The organism is Brevibacillus dissolubilis (assembly GCF_006170445.1).
In the GTDB taxonomy this organism is placed as follows: Bacteria; Bacillota; Bacilli; order Brevibacillales; family Brevibacillaceae; genus Brevibacillus_B; species Brevibacillus_B dissolubilis.
Map to the genome: position 1 here is coordinate 118,937 of NZ_VCNA01000009.1, position 17,355 is coordinate 136,291.

11 protein-coding genes are annotated in these 17,355 nt (G+C 53.5%); 1 reads left to right on the top strand and 10 read right to left on the bottom strand.

Features of this window, described 5'->3' with window-relative positions:
- Positions 1-224: 224 nt before the first annotated feature.
- Complete coding sequence (locus tag FGI41_RS17290; RefSeq protein WP_139491595.1) at positions 225-5,567, top strand: fibronectin type III domain-containing protein; 5,343 nt, start codon at positions 225-227, stop codon at positions 5,565-5,567.
- A 151-nt stretch (positions 5,568-5,718) separates the two neighbouring features.
- On the opposite strand, the gene FGI41_RS17295 is transcribed toward FGI41_RS17290, so the two are convergent.
- The 10 genes from FGI41_RS17295 to FGI41_RS17340 are packed head-to-tail and all read right to left on the bottom strand — an operon-like array spanning position 5,719 to position 17,336.
- Positions 5,719-7,662 (bottom strand): polysaccharide biosynthesis protein, encoded by a 1,944-nt coding sequence (locus FGI41_RS17295; protein WP_139491596.1) that lies wholly within the window; start codon positions 7,660-7,662, stop codon positions 5,719-5,721.
- Between the two features lie 36 nt (positions 7,663-7,698).
- Positions 7,699-8,850 carry a DegT/DnrJ/EryC1/StrS family aminotransferase gene (locus FGI41_RS17300; RefSeq protein WP_139491597.1) on the bottom strand — a complete coding sequence of 384 codons (1,152 nt, stop codon included), beginning with the start codon at positions 8,848-8,850 and terminating at the stop codon, positions 7,699-7,701.
- Between the two features lie 5 nt (positions 8,851-8,855).
- Entirely contained in the window at positions 8,856-9,524 is a 669-nt protein-coding gene (locus tag FGI41_RS17305) for an acetyltransferase (RefSeq protein WP_139491598.1), read from the bottom strand.
- Positions 9,517-10,125, bottom strand: a complete 609-nt coding sequence (locus FGI41_RS17310) for a sugar transferase (protein WP_139491599.1) — start codon at positions 10,123-10,125, stop codon at positions 9,517-9,519. The genes FGI41_RS17305 and FGI41_RS17310 overlap by 8 nt, the downstream gene beginning before the upstream one ends.
- The gene (locus FGI41_RS17315) at positions 10,109-11,275 is read right to left on the bottom strand and encodes a glycosyltransferase family 4 protein (RefSeq protein WP_139491600.1); all 1,167 of its coding nucleotides are present in this window, start codon (positions 11,273-11,275) and stop codon (positions 10,109-10,111) included. Before FGI41_RS17315 ends, FGI41_RS17310 begins: the two co-directional genes overlap by 17 nt.
- On the bottom strand, positions 11,276-12,556 hold the full coding sequence (locus FGI41_RS17320; RefSeq protein WP_139491601.1) for a nucleotide sugar dehydrogenase: 1,281 nt from the start codon (positions 12,554-12,556) through the stop codon (positions 11,276-11,278).
- A 3-nt stretch (positions 12,557-12,559) separates the two neighbouring features.
- On the bottom strand, positions 12,560-13,582 hold the full coding sequence (locus FGI41_RS17325; RefSeq protein WP_139491602.1) for an NAD-dependent epimerase: 1,023 nt from the start codon (positions 13,580-13,582) through the stop codon (positions 12,560-12,562).
- Positions 13,579-14,811, bottom strand: coding sequence for a glycosyltransferase family 4 protein (locus FGI41_RS17330; RefSeq protein ID WP_139491603.1), 1,233 nt, complete (start codon positions 14,809-14,811; stop codon positions 13,579-13,581). The genes FGI41_RS17325 and FGI41_RS17330 overlap by 4 nt, the downstream gene beginning before the upstream one ends.
- Entirely contained in the window at positions 14,808-16,184 is a 1,377-nt protein-coding gene (gene wzy, locus FGI41_RS17335; RefSeq protein ID WP_139491604.1) for an O-antigen polysaccharide polymerase Wzy, read from the bottom strand. The genes FGI41_RS17330 and wzy overlap by 4 nt, the downstream gene beginning before the upstream one ends.
- A gap of 21 nt (positions 16,185-16,205) precedes the next feature.
- A complete protein-coding gene (locus tag FGI41_RS17340) occupies positions 16,206-17,336 on the bottom strand; it encodes a glycosyltransferase (protein WP_139491605.1) in 1,131 nt (376 codons plus the stop codon).
- Between the last annotated feature and the right edge of the window lie 19 nt (positions 17,337-17,355).

Consider the following 17,355-nt stretch of genomic DNA (forward strand, 5'->3'; position numbering starts at 1 on the left):
CTTTTGAGACAATGTTCACATTTCAGACGCATTTCCCTCTCCCTTTATTAAAATAAATTATTATCTATCTCCAACCCAAAACGTTTCAATGCTATAATGGCTATAGGACTAAATTCATACATATCTAGCCGAATATGTAAGCCTTTAGACCCACTGATTTAACATTTGTCTTATTTTGTTTTCCGTTTTAAAAATCTTCAGGATATAACAAAGGAGGAGAATGGATGAAAAAGTATGGAAACCTAGGCTTACGGGTTCTCATCCTGTTCGCCATGTTTTTCACCACGATTTTTCAACCGATGGGCGCAGTACAGGCTGCTGCGTCACCGTATGGGAACTCCCTCAGCTTTGACGGGGTGGACGATACGATAGCATTATCCAATCTTCCTGTCAACACGGCGACAGGAGGGAAAAACACGGTTCAATTCTGGATGTATTGGACCGGGAAAGCCCCCGTGATGCCATTTGGCTGGGCAGGATCTTATGATCTTGAGTTTACCAGCGGCTATTTTGGTTTTAACACGGGTAACGGGGATGTCTTCGGGATTCCGTCGACCAACCTGAAAAACCAATGGGTGCACGTCACCGCCGTCTTCACCAATGGTCTGCCTGACACCAACGAGCTCTACATCAATGGTGTGAAGCAAACGATCAAGCGCTATGTCGGGACAAGCTCGATCTCCCGCAGTGCCAGCACCACCGCTTTTATCTCCGGCTGGGGCCGCTCCACCGGATACAAATTTGCAGGAAGCCTTGCAGATGTGCGGATTTGGAACGTAGCCCGCACGCCGGAAGCCATCCAAGCCGACTACAATACGGTACTGAATGGTGATGAACAAGGACTTATCGCTTACTACAAATTAGACACGATCGCCACAGGCAAGGTCTATCCAGCTGTATCCAACAGTGCACCGGGGATCAGCAGCGGATTCGCCGCTCCTGCACTCGCTCCACATACCACTACGCTGACAGACACCACGGCTGCACTCGCCTGGAGCCCGGTCTCCACAGCGACAGCCTACACAGTTACCCGTGATGGTCAAGTGATCTACAGCGGGGCTGATACCATGACAACCGACAAAGATCTCACAGCCGCGACCGCGTACCAATTCGCAGTGACCGCGCAGAACAGCTTTGGCGAAAGCAAGCCAGTGCCTTACTCTGTGACGACCCGTGAAGTGACACTCGCACAGCCTGCTAACTTCTTAGGCACACCAAGCTCCAACAGCGTGGCTCTCACATGGGATGCCGTGACCGATGCGACAGGCTACGTGCTCAAGCGCAACGGCGCTGCCGTTTATACTGGATCAGCCACCACTTTTCACGATCAGAATCTGCTGGCTGATACCGACTATACCTACACACTGGCGGCGACATCTGCCAACGCAGAGAGCCAGCCTGTCTCACTCAACGTCCGTACGACCAGCATTGTTGTGGGACAACCCTCCACCTCTGTTACGATGGATGGCCAAGATGATGAATACCGCTTCACCAACCTTGCTGTCAACACAACAGCAGGCGGCAAAAACACCGTGGAATTCTGGATGAACTGGAACGGCACGAGCAGCCAGATGCCATTCGGCTGGGATACTGGCTACAATCTGGAGTTCGTCGGCGGCTACTTCGGTTTCAACTCTTCTGAAAATAATGTGATGGGTGTCTCTGCCGCTCCGCTGAAAGGCAAGTGGGTACACGTAGCAGCCGTATTCACCAACGGCGTGCCAACCATCGACAATCTTGAACTCTACATCAACGGACAAAAGCAGCCCCTGATCCAAGGGATGGGCACCACCGCCCGTTACGGCAAGTCCGCAACTCCGACCGCATACCTCTCTGGCTGGGGACGCACTACTGGATACAAGTTTGGCGGAAAAGTAGCCAACCTCCGTATCTGGGATCATGCCCGCAGTCAGGCACAGATTCAGAACAGCATCAATCAAGATGTGCTGACTGGCGCATCCGGTCTGATCGGTTCGTGGAATCCGAGCCTGATCGCAACCGGGTCCGTCTATGACCTGGGCGGGGGCAACAACGGGACAGCCAAAGGCTTTACCCAGCCACAGCTCTTCCCGTCCGCAACCGCTCAAGATACCAGCAGCATCACAATCCAATGGTCCAAGATCGCTCCTTCGGAAACCATCCGCTATGTGCTCAAGCGCGACGGCGTACAGGTGTATGAAGGCCAAGACGCATCTTTTACCGACACCCGCTTGGAAGCGAACAAAGAATATGTCTACACCCTGATTGCCAAAGACAGCTTCGGGGAAACAGCTCCATACATCATCAACGCGAAAACAGAAGCATCCCTTGTAGACACACCAACCAATCTGGCAGCAGTCCCTACTGCTAACACCGTCGCTCTCACATGGGATGACGCAGCAGATGAAACTGTCACCTATGCCGTCTACCGCAACGATTCGCCAGTATATGGCGGCGATGCCAACAGCTTCACCGATACCGCCCTCACACCAGAAACCGAGTACACCTATTCCGTGTACGCGAAAAAAGACAGCTACACTAGCGCCCCTGCAACCGTGACGGTGAAAACACTCGAAGCACCCGTGCTTCCGCCAGTGACGCCAACCGGTTTCAAAGCAGAGCCGACAGATACGTCCGTCACCCTCACATGGGATGCACAGAGCAACTCTGCTGCCTATACGCTCTACCGCAATGATGTGGAGATCGTCACAGGTCCGAATACGTCCTACACCGACACCGGCCTGACCGCAGGCACCAGCTACACCTACAAGGTGATTGCAGCCAACAAAGCAGGTCAAAGCCAAGCGGCATCTGTTACCGTCACCACCAAGCTGTCTGCACCTGCCAATCTGCGGATCGGTGAAATCACCACCGATTCGATCGAAGTACTCTGGGATGGACAGCCTGGATTGACCTATGAAATGTATGCCAATGGTCGATCCGTACTTGGCGCCTATACCAACTACCGTAAGCTTACCGACCTGACACACGCTACGACCTATACGATTGAGCTTTATGCAAAACCATCATACAATGGCACCCCAAGCATGCCAGCCAAGATTCAGGCAACGACCCTGACCGCTCCAACACCGGAAGCACCTGCTACTTTCACAGCGGAGGCGACAGACAAGACCGTCAGCCTGAGCTGGCCGAAGGTAGACAATGCGGAATTCTACACGATTACCCGCAATGGCTACAGCCTGTATACGACTTCCAACAATACGACTCTCAGCTATCTAGACACCTCCGTGGCATCGGCTACGACCTACAACTATGCCGTCTATGCCAAGACCAAATTCACGTCCAGTCCAGCTAAGACCGTAACCGTCACTACCAAAGCTGCTCCGACTTCTTTGCCGACAGCACCGACGAACTTCCGAGTAGTCAACACGGCAGCAGGCTCTCTTACTCTCGCATGGGACCCAGTAGCCAATGCCAGCCTCTACATGGTCAAACGCTCCGGCTACATCAATGAAGAATGGAGCGGCCAAGAGACGCAGTATGTTAACAAGACCTTTAATCCTGGCACCACTTATACGTTTGAGGTCTATGCCAAAAACGGTCTGGGAACCAGCCAACCTTCTGCCAAACTATCTGTAACCGTGACGACACCTCCTCCGCTCCCGGCTCCAACCAACCTGCAAGCTACTGAAGTCACCGACCTGCAGGTAAAACTGAGCTGGAATCAAGTACCAGGTGCACAGTACTACCGCATCTACCGCAACGGTACCTCCCTCGGATGGACAACAGGTGCAACAGCGACTACCTACACAGACAGCACAGCCAAACCAGAAACCCAATACACCTACACCGTCTACTCCGAGCATTTTAATGTGAAGAGTGCGACAGCAGCTTCTGTGACGGTCAAAACACTGTACCCAACGGTTCCATATCCGAAGCCAATCACCAACCTCAAGGCAACCCCTACCCACAACACCATGACACTCACATGGACAGCGGGTGCGAATGCCCAGAAGTATGACATCTACCGCGGTAATGCGTACTATCAAACCGTCTACAACGGCACAACCTTTACCGATTACAACCTGGTTGCAGACAAAGCATATCTCTATGGCGTAGAAGCATCCAACGTCTCTGGCAACAGTACCCGTGTCAGCCTGACTGTACGCACACTGCCTGCCCCAGTGACGGCCCCTGCTACACCGACCAACTTTACTGCCACCACCACGGAATACGATGCGACACTCTCTTGGAGCGCAGTAACCGGTGCGACCTCTTACGATCTCAAGCGCGATGGCGTCACGATTGCAAGCGGTCTGACTGCCACCAGCTACGCTGACAAGAACCTGACACCGGCCACAACCTATGTCTACACCGTTGTCGCCAAAAACAGCGGCGGCGCAAGCCAGCCAACCACACTCAACGTGACGACCAAAGCATTGCCACCAGCAACAGAACCACCTGGAACACCTGCTAATTTCAAAGTAACAACCACCACGACATCTACCGCCACCTTCACATGGGATGCCGCCACCCAAGCCAAAACCTATGAACTCAAGCGCGACGGTAAAGTCGTATACAGTGGAAATGCCCTGACCTTCATGGACACAGGCTTAACCTCTGACTACTCGTACAACTACACGCTCTCTGCGGTCAATGAACTGGGCAGCAGTACCCCGATTCCGCTTCGTGTAACCACCCAGGTCTCCATCCATATCCCGCCTGCTCCACCGACTGGCGTTACCACAGATGCTACTGATACAAGCATCATCTTCAAATGGAACCCTGCGGTAAGTGACAACTGGACCTATAAAATAGAGCGCAAAGAACTGAACGGCACAACCGTCACCACCGTTGTCGAAGGTCTGAAAGCAGCTGGCTACACAGATGCGGGACTGAAAGCCAACACCACTTATGTCTACTATCTGTACATTCACAACGGCTATCAGGACAGCGCTCCGCTGGAAGTAACGATAACCACCAAAGCACCTGTCATCGCAGCTCCATCCGGACTCAAAGCCACAGCAACCAATGACGGGATCCTCCTGACTTGGGACAAATCTTCCTTTGGCGCCGGATACTTTCTGACAGCCATGCAAGGCTCTGGCGGCTACAGCGTAGTGCTGGAATCTGATGCAACCAGCTTTTTGGATACCAATGTCATTCCAGGCCTGACATATACCTACACGCTCGAGTACATCTTTCAAGACGACGAAGGCCCGTACCCGGCTGCTACCGTTACCGCGACAGCCATTGAGCCTGTAGACAACACACCTGCTCCTACCAGCTTCCACGCACAAGCCACCAATGATGGCATTCTGCTGACTTGGGATAAACCTCCGTTTAACGCCAGATACTTTCTGTCAGCTATGATAGATGGCACTGGCTACAGCATGGAGCTGGAGTATGATCAGACGAGCTTTTTGGATAAGTATGTCACTCCGGGTCTGACCTACACCTACACGCTGGAGTACATCATCGAAGGCACCGAAACTCGTCCTCCTGTCTCAACCGTAACTGCGACCGCCGTAGGACCTGTCAAATCTACGGTGGGTTCTGAACCGACCGCTGCTTCTGAAGAGAACGCATCTGAAACGGTACCGGCTACGACTCCATCTACCCGGTAACCAACTCTTTTTGACAGCAAGATGATCTTCCGCATCACCAAAAGCCCCCTGCACTGCCAGCTACGGCGCAGGGGGCTTCCTTTCAACGCAAAACCCCCTGAACGGTTCCATCCTTCGCTCAGGGGGTTTTGCATTTTATTGGAGATCTCTGTTAATCAATCGTTGACGTAGCGATTTCTTTTTTTGCGAGTGTCAGTTCTTTTTGCTTTTTCGGGAGGTCGTAAGTATGAATGATCGGCTTTTCTGGGACTTCCGGCCATTTGTACGTATGAACGATTCCTTTGAAGGTGCGCTTGATCTCTTCCACAGGGATAATTCTCTCTTTTTCATTGAGAATCGCTTCGAGGTCTTTGAGCATCTCTTGCATGCCGCTGTAGGTCAGATCAGAAGATTTACCGACAAAAATCCGGTTGTGCTGGGTCGCCTGTGTGCCTTCTTCCTTGGTGAGAATCTCTTCGAACAGCTTCTCACCCGGACGAATGCCAGAGTAGACAATCTTGATATCTTTTTCCGGCTCCAGACCGGACAGACGGATCAGGTCGCGGGCGAGGTCGGAGATTTTGACCGGTTTGCCCATGTCGAGGATGAACACCTCACCACCATCCGCCAATGCACCCGCTTGGATGACGAGCTGCACGGCTTCCGGAATCGTCATAAAATAACGGATCATATCAGGATGCGTAACCGTCACCGGGCCACCCGCATCAATCTGCTTCTTAAACAGCGGGATGACGGAGCCGCGGCTTCCCAGCACGTTGCCGAAGCGGACTGCGACGAACTTGGTATTGCTGATCTTATCCAGGCTCTGTACGATCATCTCGGCGATCCGCTTGGTCACACCCATCACGCTCGTCGGGTTGACGGCCTTGTCGGTGGAGATCATGACGAAGTGGGAGCAGGAGAATTCATGCGCACACTCGGCGACATTTTTGGTTCCGTAGACGTTGTTCTTGATCGCTTCGAGCGGGTTGGCTTCCATCAGAGGCACGTGCTTGTGGGCAGCTGCGTGGAATACCACACTCGGACCATAAGTAGCAAAAATCTCTCTCATCCGCCGGCGGTCTTGGATGTCTGCGATCAGAGACGTGATCTTCATCTGCGGGAACTTGTTGCGAAGCTCCATCTCAATCGAGTAGATACTGTTCTCGCCGTGACCGAGCAGGAGCAGTTCTTTTGGCCGGAAAGGGGAAATCTGGCGGGTCAGCTCAGAACCGATCGAGCCGCCTGCACCTGTGACCAACACGACTTGGTCGGTTACGTAGTCAGCGATTCCTTTGAGGTCGACTTCCACTGGGTCGCGGCCCAGCAGGTCTTCCACGTTGACATCGCGGATATGGTTGACAGAGACATTACCCAAGATAATATCGCTGACGCGCGGGAAAATCTTGATTTGGGCACTCGTCTCTTTGCAGATATTGATGATTTTGGCGATTTCCTCACGCGGTGCTGACGGAATCGCAATGATGATAGTGTCGACGTCCTTTTCCTTGACGAGGCGCTGGATATCGTCACGGGAACCGATCACAGGCACTCCGATGACATTGAGGTGTAGCTTGCGCGGGTCGTCATCGATCAGACCGACGATGAAATGCTCGCTTTGGGTGGAGCCGCGCATTTCTCTGACGACAACCGCTCCGGCATTGCCTGCACCGATGATCAGGGCGCGTTTTTGGCGGACGCTCTTCTTTTGATAGGAGTCATGGATGATCCGCCAGATGAAGCGGGAGCCACCCGTACCGATGATCAGCATCGCCCAGATCATCAGAAAGACAGAGAGGGGAACGACCACTTCAACATCGAGGAACCGAAGCCCGACATGAAACAGGCAGTTGAACAGCATGCCAAGCGTCACCGCCCGGATGATCGAGACCAATTCACCAATACCCGCATACTGCCAGACACGACTATACAGATTATAAAAATGAAAGGATACCAGGGTAATCAGAAACGTACTGGCCAATACGTAGGGCATTCCAGATAAGAATTGCCGGGGGATATCCCCGTCAAATCTCAGGAGGTAACTGATATACACCGATAGAAATACGATGCCTGCATCGACCGGCATAAACGCAAGCATCCTTTGCTTGTAATTCATGTTAAAACCTCCTAACGCTTCTCGACCAAAACAAGATTATTTGTTGACGGCTTGAATAAAAGCATCGATCACTCGAGTCTGCTGGGACTCTGTCAGGCTCGAACCGGACGGCAGACAAAGACCGGTGTGAAACAGGCGCTCCGATACGCTCTCTTCCGGCTGGTGCGGGTAGTAGGTGCAGCCTTCAAACAGGGGCTGCAGATGAAGCGGCTTCCAGACCGGACGTGCCTCGATGTTGGCTTCTGCCAAGGCATCGACGATCTCAACTGCAGATACTCCTGTCTGTGCCTCATCAACAGTCAGGGTCGTCAGCCAGCGTGTGTGACGGCCGAATTCCGCTTCCGGCATGAAGGCAAGACCCGGTACCTGTGACAACTCTTCCACATAACGGTCAAAGATAGCCCGGCGGATCGCGATGCGCTCTTCGAGGATCTCCAGCTGCGCACGCCCGATGCCAGCCAAGACATTGCTCAAGCGGTAGTTGTAGCCGATCTCGCTGTGTTGGTAGTGGCGTGCCTGATCACGGGACTGTGTCGCCCAGTGACGAGCCTTGTGCAGAGCATCCAGATCGTCAGAGACGATCATGCCGCCGCCAGAGGTGGTGATGATCTTATTGCCGTTGAAAGAGAAAATCCCGAACTTGCCGATCGAGCCGCTTCCCTTGCCTTTGTACGTAGTACCCAGTGCCTCTGCTGCGTCCTCGATGATCGGTACCCCGTAGCGGTCACAGATCGCTTTGATCGGGTCCATGTCAGCGCTTTGACCGTAGAGCGAAACTACGATGACCGCTTTTGGTAAATGCCCGTTCTGCTCTGCTTCTTGGAAGGCACGCTCCAACGCAAGCGGAGACATATTCCACGTCTCTGGTTCCGAATCGATGAAAACAGGCTCTGCACCCTCATAGAGGATCGGGTTGGCGGTAGCCACGAAGGTGAGACTGGAGCAAAAGACCTTATCCCCCTGTTTTACCCCAAGAAGACGTAGTGCTAAATGAATACCTGCCGTACCAGAACTTAGTGCCAAAGCACCATTACTTCCTACATACCCTGCTAATTCCCTTTCGAAACCTTCCACATGCGGACCCAGAGGAGCAATCCAGTTGGTTGCGAATGCTTCCGCGATGTATTGTTGTTCACGTTCTCCCATATGTGGCGGGGAAAGATAAATGCGTTCCGTATGATTGCCCATCCTCTTCACTCTCTTTCCATCTTCGAAAATTTAATCGGTTTGGCTGGTACGCCTACTGCGGTGCAATAAGCAGGCAAGGATCTGGTTACGACCGCGCCTGCACCGACGACCGTTGCTTCGCCGATTTCCACAGATGGGATCACGGCGCATCCTGTACCGATATCTGCTGCTTCTCTGATTGTGACATTGCCGGAGAGATTGCATCCTGGCAGGATCGTCGCAAAATTCTCCAGCTTCGAGTCATGACCGATCGTGCAGCCATAATTGATGATCACATGCTCTCCAATGCTGATATTGGTCGTCACCACACTATTCGCGGCAATCATCGTGCCTGCCCCAATCACGGTCTCATCCCCGATCACAGCGGTGGGATGGATCAGTGTAGCGTAAGTAAGCTGTGGATATGTTTCTCTCAGACGGGCGATCATTCTTCGCCGCACCTGCGAATTGCCGATGGCGACGATGAATTGTGCCCGGTTGTATGTGGATTGATTCAGTAGCTCATCAAGCGGGCCGAGCACAGGAAAGCCGTTTTGGATGCTCCCCTGTAACGCAGGGTTGTCATCCACATAACCGAGCAATTCCCAGGTGGGCTGAACACGATTGAGGTCTTTGACCAGTTGGGCCGTCTCTCTCGCGTGACCGCCTGCCCCGATGATTATCAGTTCAGCCATTGATGCTTCGCTCCTCACTACCCATGAATTCGGTCATCGTGGCTTGCCCGCTTTGGCTGATATCCTTGGCTCCGACCACCTTGAGCACCGTCATCACCAAAATTTTGATATCCAGCCAAAACGACTGATGATCCACGTACCAGACATCAAGCGCAAACTTTTCTTCCCATGTGATCGCATTGCGTCCATTCACCTGCGCCCAGCCGGTAATGCCCGGCCGGACCTCATGACGGCGGGCCTGCTCAGGTGTGTAGCGATCGAGATACTGCATCAAAAGCGGGCGCGGCCCCACCAGACTCAAGTCGCCCTTGACCACGTTAAACAATTGCGGCAGTTCATCCAAGCTGAACTTGCGCAGCATCTTGCCCAGTGTGGTCAGACGTACCTCGTCGGGCAGCAGATTCCCCGCTGCATCCCGCTGATCCGTCATCGTGCGGAATTTATAGATATAAAATGGTTTCCCGTGAAGTCCCGGACGCATCTGTGTAAACAGTACCGGACTGCCGATGCGTGTTCGGATCAAAAGCGCGGTCACCAAAAGGACAGGCCATAGCAAAAGCAACAGTATGAGTGCAACAGACAGATCAAATAACCGCTTCATGACGCTCAACCTCTTGTAAAATCGTTCGATAGGCGGCAAGTACATCCCTCGCCGTTTTGTTTACGTCAAGCTCCCGTACGGCCAGCTCACGTCCCTGTGCAGCACGGCGTTGTGCCTCGGCAGGGTCAGAGAGTGCCTCGATAATCGCTTGCGCCAATTTTTCTTCGTCACGGGGTGGAACGAGCCAGCCTGTTTCTCCGTCATATACAATATCAGGAAATCCACCGATATTGGTGGCAATCGTCGGCACACCTGCGAGCAGGGATTCCGCCGCTCCGCCGAGATTCTCTGAGAGGGACGGGTGAGCCACTGCATCCAGATCCCGATAGATTTGGCCCACATCACTGCGGAAGCCAGTGAAGATGATGCTGTCACCACAGTGGGTTTTCGCCAGCTCCTGAAGCTTTTGCTCATAGGAGTGGGCATTGCCCCAAGGCCCGCCGACGATCACACCGCGTGCTTGCGGCATGACCTCTAGGACTTTTTTCATAGCCATGATAAACGTTTCGTGTCCCTTTAACCCAACGAACTGACCGAGATAGGTCTTGGGTTTATACATATAGGCAACCATGCCGACCACTGGTGTCTCATCTCCAATGTTATACTCGGTGCGGAGAAGATTGGTTCTCTGTTCAACGAATTGACTTATTTTGGTACCGTACAGGGCCTTGTGGACACGCTCTGCCGGAATACCCATCGAGCGGTATTTGTCACAGGTCCATTGGCATGACCCCATCCAATGATCCTGCTCGGTCGCCAGCAGCTTGTCGATGAAGCCGTATGGGCCTTGCTCCAGATGCAGGGGGCCCGGTACTTGGAACAGACGCGGAATCTTCACGTTGTTGCGAAGCGCCAGTCTCATCAGGTACGTGGTGCCGACAAAATGGCTGTGGATAATGTCTGGCTTGACAGTCGCAACCACCTGGCGTAGCTGCTTCATCACGCGTGGCAGCGTCCATGGGCGGCGTACTGGCAGATCGAATTGACCGGGGATGACCTCCACGCCAAGCGCCCGGTACTGATCGGCGATCTTGCCTTTGCCGGTCGGCAGTGTGACCGCCACCTCGACACCCTCACTGCGCAGGACTTCGATCTGACGCAATGCCCACATCGCTCCTGTTTCGGTTTTGAGTAGATGCAAGACTTTCATTTACAGTCTCCAGATCGAGATATTTTGAGGTGCTTGGGTCACGTCCAGCACGCTTTTTACGTCGGCGACGATGCCTTTGCCGTCTTGCAGGAGGTTCTCGATGAGTTCCCAGCCGCGCTCCAGATAAGCTTGGTGTGGAACCGCGTAGATCACCGCTTGGGCTGGCTTGAGTTCTTCCAGCGGGGTCAGGGTCAGGCCGTATTCATGCTGGGCTTCTTCGGCATCAGCAAGCGCATCTGTGACTTGTACGTCGATCCCGAATTCTTTGAGCTCGGAGATGATGTCGACGACCTTGGTGTTGCGGATGTCGGTTACATTTTCCTTGAAGGTCAGACCGAGTACGGTGACACGGCAGCCTTGGATGGTAGAGCCTTGGAGAATCATCTGTTTGACCACGGAGGTGGCGATGAAGTTGGCGATGCTGTCATTGATGCGGCGTCCTGCGAGGATTACCTCTGGGTGGTAGCCGACACTTGCTGCTTTATGGGTCAGGTAGTAGGGGTCTACGCCGATGCAGTGACCACCTACAAGACCTGGGTTGAATTTAAGGAAGTTCCATTTGGTGCCCGCTGCCTTGAGCACTTCGCGGGTATCGATGCCCAGACGGTCAAAAATCAGTGCCAGCTCGTTGACGAGTGCGATATTGATGTCGCGTTGGGTGTTCTCGATAACTTTGGCTGCTTCGGCTACCTTGATGCTTGGCGCACGGTATACGCCTGCCTCGACGACAGAGCCGTATACATCTGCCACCACGTCGAGGGTTGCCGCGTCTTGACCGGATACGACCTTGGTGATTTTGGTGAAGGTATGCTCCTTATCACCCGGATTGATCCGCTCAGGGGAGTAGCCGATGAAGAAATCTTGGCCGCCTACAAGCCCGGAGAATTTCTCTAGGATCGGCAGGCAGACTTCCTCTGTCGCACCCGGATAAACAGTAGATTCATAGACAACGATCGTACCTGGCTTAAGCACCTTCCCGACGGTCTCGGAGGCTTTGCGCAGAGCGGTCATATCCGGATTTTTTGCTTCGTCAATCGGGGTCGGTACCGCTACGATGATAAAGTCGCAATCACCCAGACGCTCTGGATTGCTGGTATATTCGATGCTGGCTTTCGCCAATTCTTCCGCACTCAGCTCACCTGTGTAGTCGATGTGCTGTTTGAGTGTATCAATACGGTGCTCGTTGATGTCAAAACCAACGATCTGATGCTTTTCACCAAATGCAACAGCGACAGGAAGACCTACATATCCAAGACCTACGACTCCAATAGTACGATTCATCGTTTATGCCCTCCCGTAAAATGATTGATACCAGTCAACGAATTTGCCGATCCCGTCTTCAATCGATGTCACCGGCTTGAAGCCTACATCGTTCATCAGGTCGTCTACATCTGCATACGTGGCCGGTACGTCGCCTGCCTGCAGCGGCAAGAATTCCTTGATCGCTTCTTTGCCCAGTTTGTCTTCGAGTACATTGATGAATTTCATCAGCTGCACCGGGTTGTTGTTGCCGATGTTGTAGATTTTATACGGCGCATAGCTGGTTCCTGGGTCTGGAGCATCTCCTGTCCAGAGCGGGTTCGGTGCTGCTTTCTTTTTCAACAGGCGGGCAATCCCTTCGACGATATCGTCTACAAAGGTAAAGTCGCGCTGCATCAGACCGTTGTTGAAGACTTGGATAGGTTTACCTTCGAGAATTGCCTTGGTAAAGAGGAAAAGTGCCATGTCAGGACGACCCCATGGACCATAGACAGTGAAGAAACGCAGGCCCGTCGTCGGCAGTCCGTACAGGTGGCTATAGGTATGTGCCATCAGCTCGTTGGATTTTTTGGTTGCGGCATAGAGGCTGACCGGGTGATCCACATTGTGATGGACGGAGAATGGCATCTTGGTGTTGGCTCCATAGACAGAGCTGGAGGAAGCATAGATCAGGTGGCCGACTTGATTGTGGCGGCAAGCTTCCAGAATGTTCATAAAACCGACGATATTGGCGTCGATATAAGCGCGTGGGTTGACGAGGCTGTAGCGTACGCCTGCCTGTGCCGCCAAGTTGATCACGGTGTCAAACTTGTGCTCGGCAAAAATCGCATTGATCGCTTCCGCGTCTTCAAGGTTCATCTGGTAAAAGGTGAAGCCCGGCTTCTCCTGCAGCTGTGCGAGACGCGCTTTTTTCAGGTTAACGTCATAGTAGTCGTTGAGATTATCAAGACCATGGACTTCGTAGCCTTCTGCGAGAAGTCGATTGGAGAGATGAAATCCGATAAAACCGGCGCTTCCTGTTATAAATACTTTTCCTGGTTGTGTCATGCTTTCTCCACCATCCTTTGGGTTCCTATCGTTCTGTTTTTAGGGGAGGCCATATCGGCCAGATAGGTATAGAAGTTTGTACGCCGTTCATTTAAGAGAGCGGCTTTATATTTTTGGGCTTTTAGCAGATTTTCTTGGGCCAGCCGCTTCATCCGGGCTGTGTCAGACAAGACCTCGATCAGCTTGGTGGCCAAGGCATCTGCGTCGCGCGGCGGTACCATCTCAGACGGCTCCATCAGCTCTGGAATCCCGCCGACATCTGTCGCCACACACGGCAGTCCTCTCGCCATCGCTTCGATCAGCGCGCGAGGCAGTCCCTCTACCAGTGACGGGAGGATGAACAGATCAGCACGGTCCAGTTCCTCTCTGACCGCCTGAGCGCCGGGCAGCATCCCTAAAAAGGTGACATGCTCTCGCATATCCAGCTGCTCACAGACCGCCTCGAACTCGGGACGGCAGCGACCGTCTCCGGCTAGCACGAGATGTACGTCCAGTCCATGATCACGGCATTTTCGTACCGCGCGAATCTGGATGTCCTGCCCCTTGTAGAGCGTCTCCATGCTGCCAGCGTTGAAGATGCGCAGCGGCTTGGCGAATTCCGTCTTCGGCTCCGTCACATACGCCTCATCGAACAGCTCGATCGAAGAATAATGCGTCTGATACGGCTTGCTGCCGTCTGGATTACCCGCCCGCACCGGATAGCGGCGCTGCAGAGTATGCTCGGTGACATAGGCGACTGCGTCTGCCTGCCTGCACTGCTTCTTGAGGCCGAGCGTCCCCATCACACGGGCGAGGGGACGGGCGATGCTTTTGACCGTGCCTGGTGCAAGCGAATCCCACGGGTCTCCCACTACTTCTAGTCCGATCGGGATCTGACGGGAGCGGAGCGCTTTCCATGCGAAGGTGGCGATGGCTCCCGGCACACGCAGGATCGCAACATCACACTCGGTCGCGATCTCGCGGATCATCTGCTTAATCACTGGCATCGTCTTGAGCATCTGCCATGGCCCGACATAGTTAGGCAGACAGCAGAACTCGACGCGGTCACCACTGGCTGGCTTCCATTTTGGCTTGGCTTCTGCCACGTCCTGCACGCGGGCCAGCACGATGATGGATGCGTACACCTTGAGGTATCGTTGCCAGAACGCGTAGCTCACCACCGAATCATTGTAGATGGTGCCGTCCGGCGTTCGGTAAAAATGGGCTTCCAGTGCGATTAATGCTTTCATGTCTGTAGCTCCTTCGCTCCGGATTTGTTGCTGCTTTGCCTGATGATCTGGATCATGAGACCGACCGTAAACAAGATGCCCACCATCAGAATCTGTCCAGGCACAAACGAAAATCCGTTGCGGATATTATTAATCAGTACAGCCGTGATGCCCCCGACAAAGGCCAGCGTGCTGTTATTCGGTGCATGGTCGCCCAAGGTGACGAGGAAAGCCCCGATCAAAGCAGGTACGATCATCACCCCAGCCAAGCCAAAGTTATAGTAAGCTTCCGCCAGCACCGAATATCCCTGTGTCGGTGTCCTGTCGCGCAGGATGTACTTATTGTCGATGATGCTTGGGCGTTCATAGAAGGGAATTGCTAAGCCCAAGAGCCGTTTGACCGGCAGGGTGTAGGTCTTGCCTTGCCCGTGGTTCTCGCCTTCCTTGATCCAGCCCACTGTCACGACGAACGGGCGTAAGGTATAGCCGATCTCGACGAATGGATCTGTGAAGCTGAGACTGATTTCGCTGACGTCCAGATCATCCTTTGCCGTGGTCCGTGTCTCAGAGATGATCGGAATGATCACGAAGAAGGCAATCAACCCGATCAGCACCAGCTTCATATTGATCTTAAAGCCACGATTGAGCAGAATCGCCATGCCTGCTGCTGACGGATACATCACTTCTCCCCGATTCCCGGTCAGCATCAACAGCCCCGCCGATATGGCAAACATGATCCCGCCGATCTTCAACTGCTTGCGGTCTGCGGTCGCCAGCATAAAGTCAATCCCCACCGCAAAGAAAAACAGAATCCAGACGTACTCCGGCAGCTTTTCCAGCGCCTCCCAGTAGTCCATATAGGAGCCAAACAGCGGCAGACGCCCCGTCCCGAACGAGAAGACCAGATAAAAGCTGACAATCGCCAAAAGAGTGATCCCCATCGCAAAAATACCGGGGTGACCTTTTTCGTCGATGGTTTTCAGGTCTCTCTTTTTGTTCTTCTGCAGGAAGCTGGTGAAGTTGGCCCCGAGGGAAAAGCAGGCAATCCCGATCCCGGACAATGCCACTGTATAGGGGCGGTAATCCGAACGTACCCACCACAGCATGTGTTCCTGTATACTGTCCAACGCATGGGGGTCAATCAAGTCAGACAACACCGTACCTAAGTGTGCAAGCGTCAAATATAATCCATAAATTCCCACAAACCCAATAAAATTAATATGGGGGTTCAATCCAATCAGCAGCATGCTCAAGAACCCCGAGCATCCCGCCAAGATCGTCACTGTGTCCCAATTCCACTCCGGTTCAATCACCACATAGTAGACGAGGCACATGATAACCAGCACAAGCAGATAGCAGACGAAATATCGAAATAAGCGCCTCAACGTCATCATCTGTTATCCCCCGCTTTCCTTTTACATCTGAATCCATACAGCGGTATGACTTCGCAAGCAATTTTCGATGGAAAATTCGCTCACCTCAAATTGTTCAAGCGCCTCCGTGCGGGTCATCTTCCCCGCTTCTTCGGCGAGAATCCGGCTGATCCGCTCTGCCCAGACCTGATCGCTCTCGGCAAGCGGCAGACAGTGTACATACGGCAATCTCTGCGCGATCTCCAGCGTCCCTGGGATATCACTGCCAAGCACCGGCAGACCTGCTGCACGGGCTTCCAGCACCACGCCGGGCAACCCCTCCCACAGTGAGGGGAGAAGCAGCATATCGGCTGCCATCATCAGACGGGGGACATCCTGACGCTGTCCTACGAGCGTGACCCGGTCTGTGATCTGGTGCTTGGCGATCAGGGCACGTACTTGCTGTTCGCGCTGATTGCCCCCTTTTCCGACCAAAAGCAGGTGAGCCTGCGGCAAGAGCTTGGCAGTGGCCGCGAAGAGCTCGATCAAGCGCAGATGATTCTTCGCCTCTGTGTCCATCCGTCCTACATGGATGATCAATTGGGCCTCTTCTGCGATCCCAAGCTCTTGGCGCACAGCATGCCGCTCTGGTGCTGCACGGAATGGCAGAAGATCCACACCATTGTAAATCACCTGACAACGCGGGTCGGCTTTCCAATCCTTACGCCATGAGCTGACCATCGCCCCTTCGTTGACGGAGAGAATCTGTGTCGCATGGCGGTTGATCAGCTGCTTCATCACACGGGTCTGTACCTTGCGGCGAAGCGTCTGGGCTTGACCGCTTGCGGTGCTGCGAAAATGAGCGATTCGCCCCTTCACCCCTGCCCGTGCGGCCAGCCACAGAATCAAGCCGGAGAAATGATGCACATGCGAATGCACCACATCATACCTGCCTGTTTGGAGAAGTGCCTGAAAACGCGCAGGAAATGACAGCCCCAGCCCGCACAGATGCACTTCTCCCCCCATCTGTCTGATCTCCTCATCCAGTACGCCCGGCTGTCCGGACAGCGCACAGAACTCGAACTGATACGCCGAACGGTCGATGTTGCGCATGAGATCGAGCGTCCGCATCTCCGCACCGCCGCGATTCATCCCACCGAAAATATGTAAAATACGCTTCGGCTTCTTATCCACGCTCTCCTCACCTCCGTCG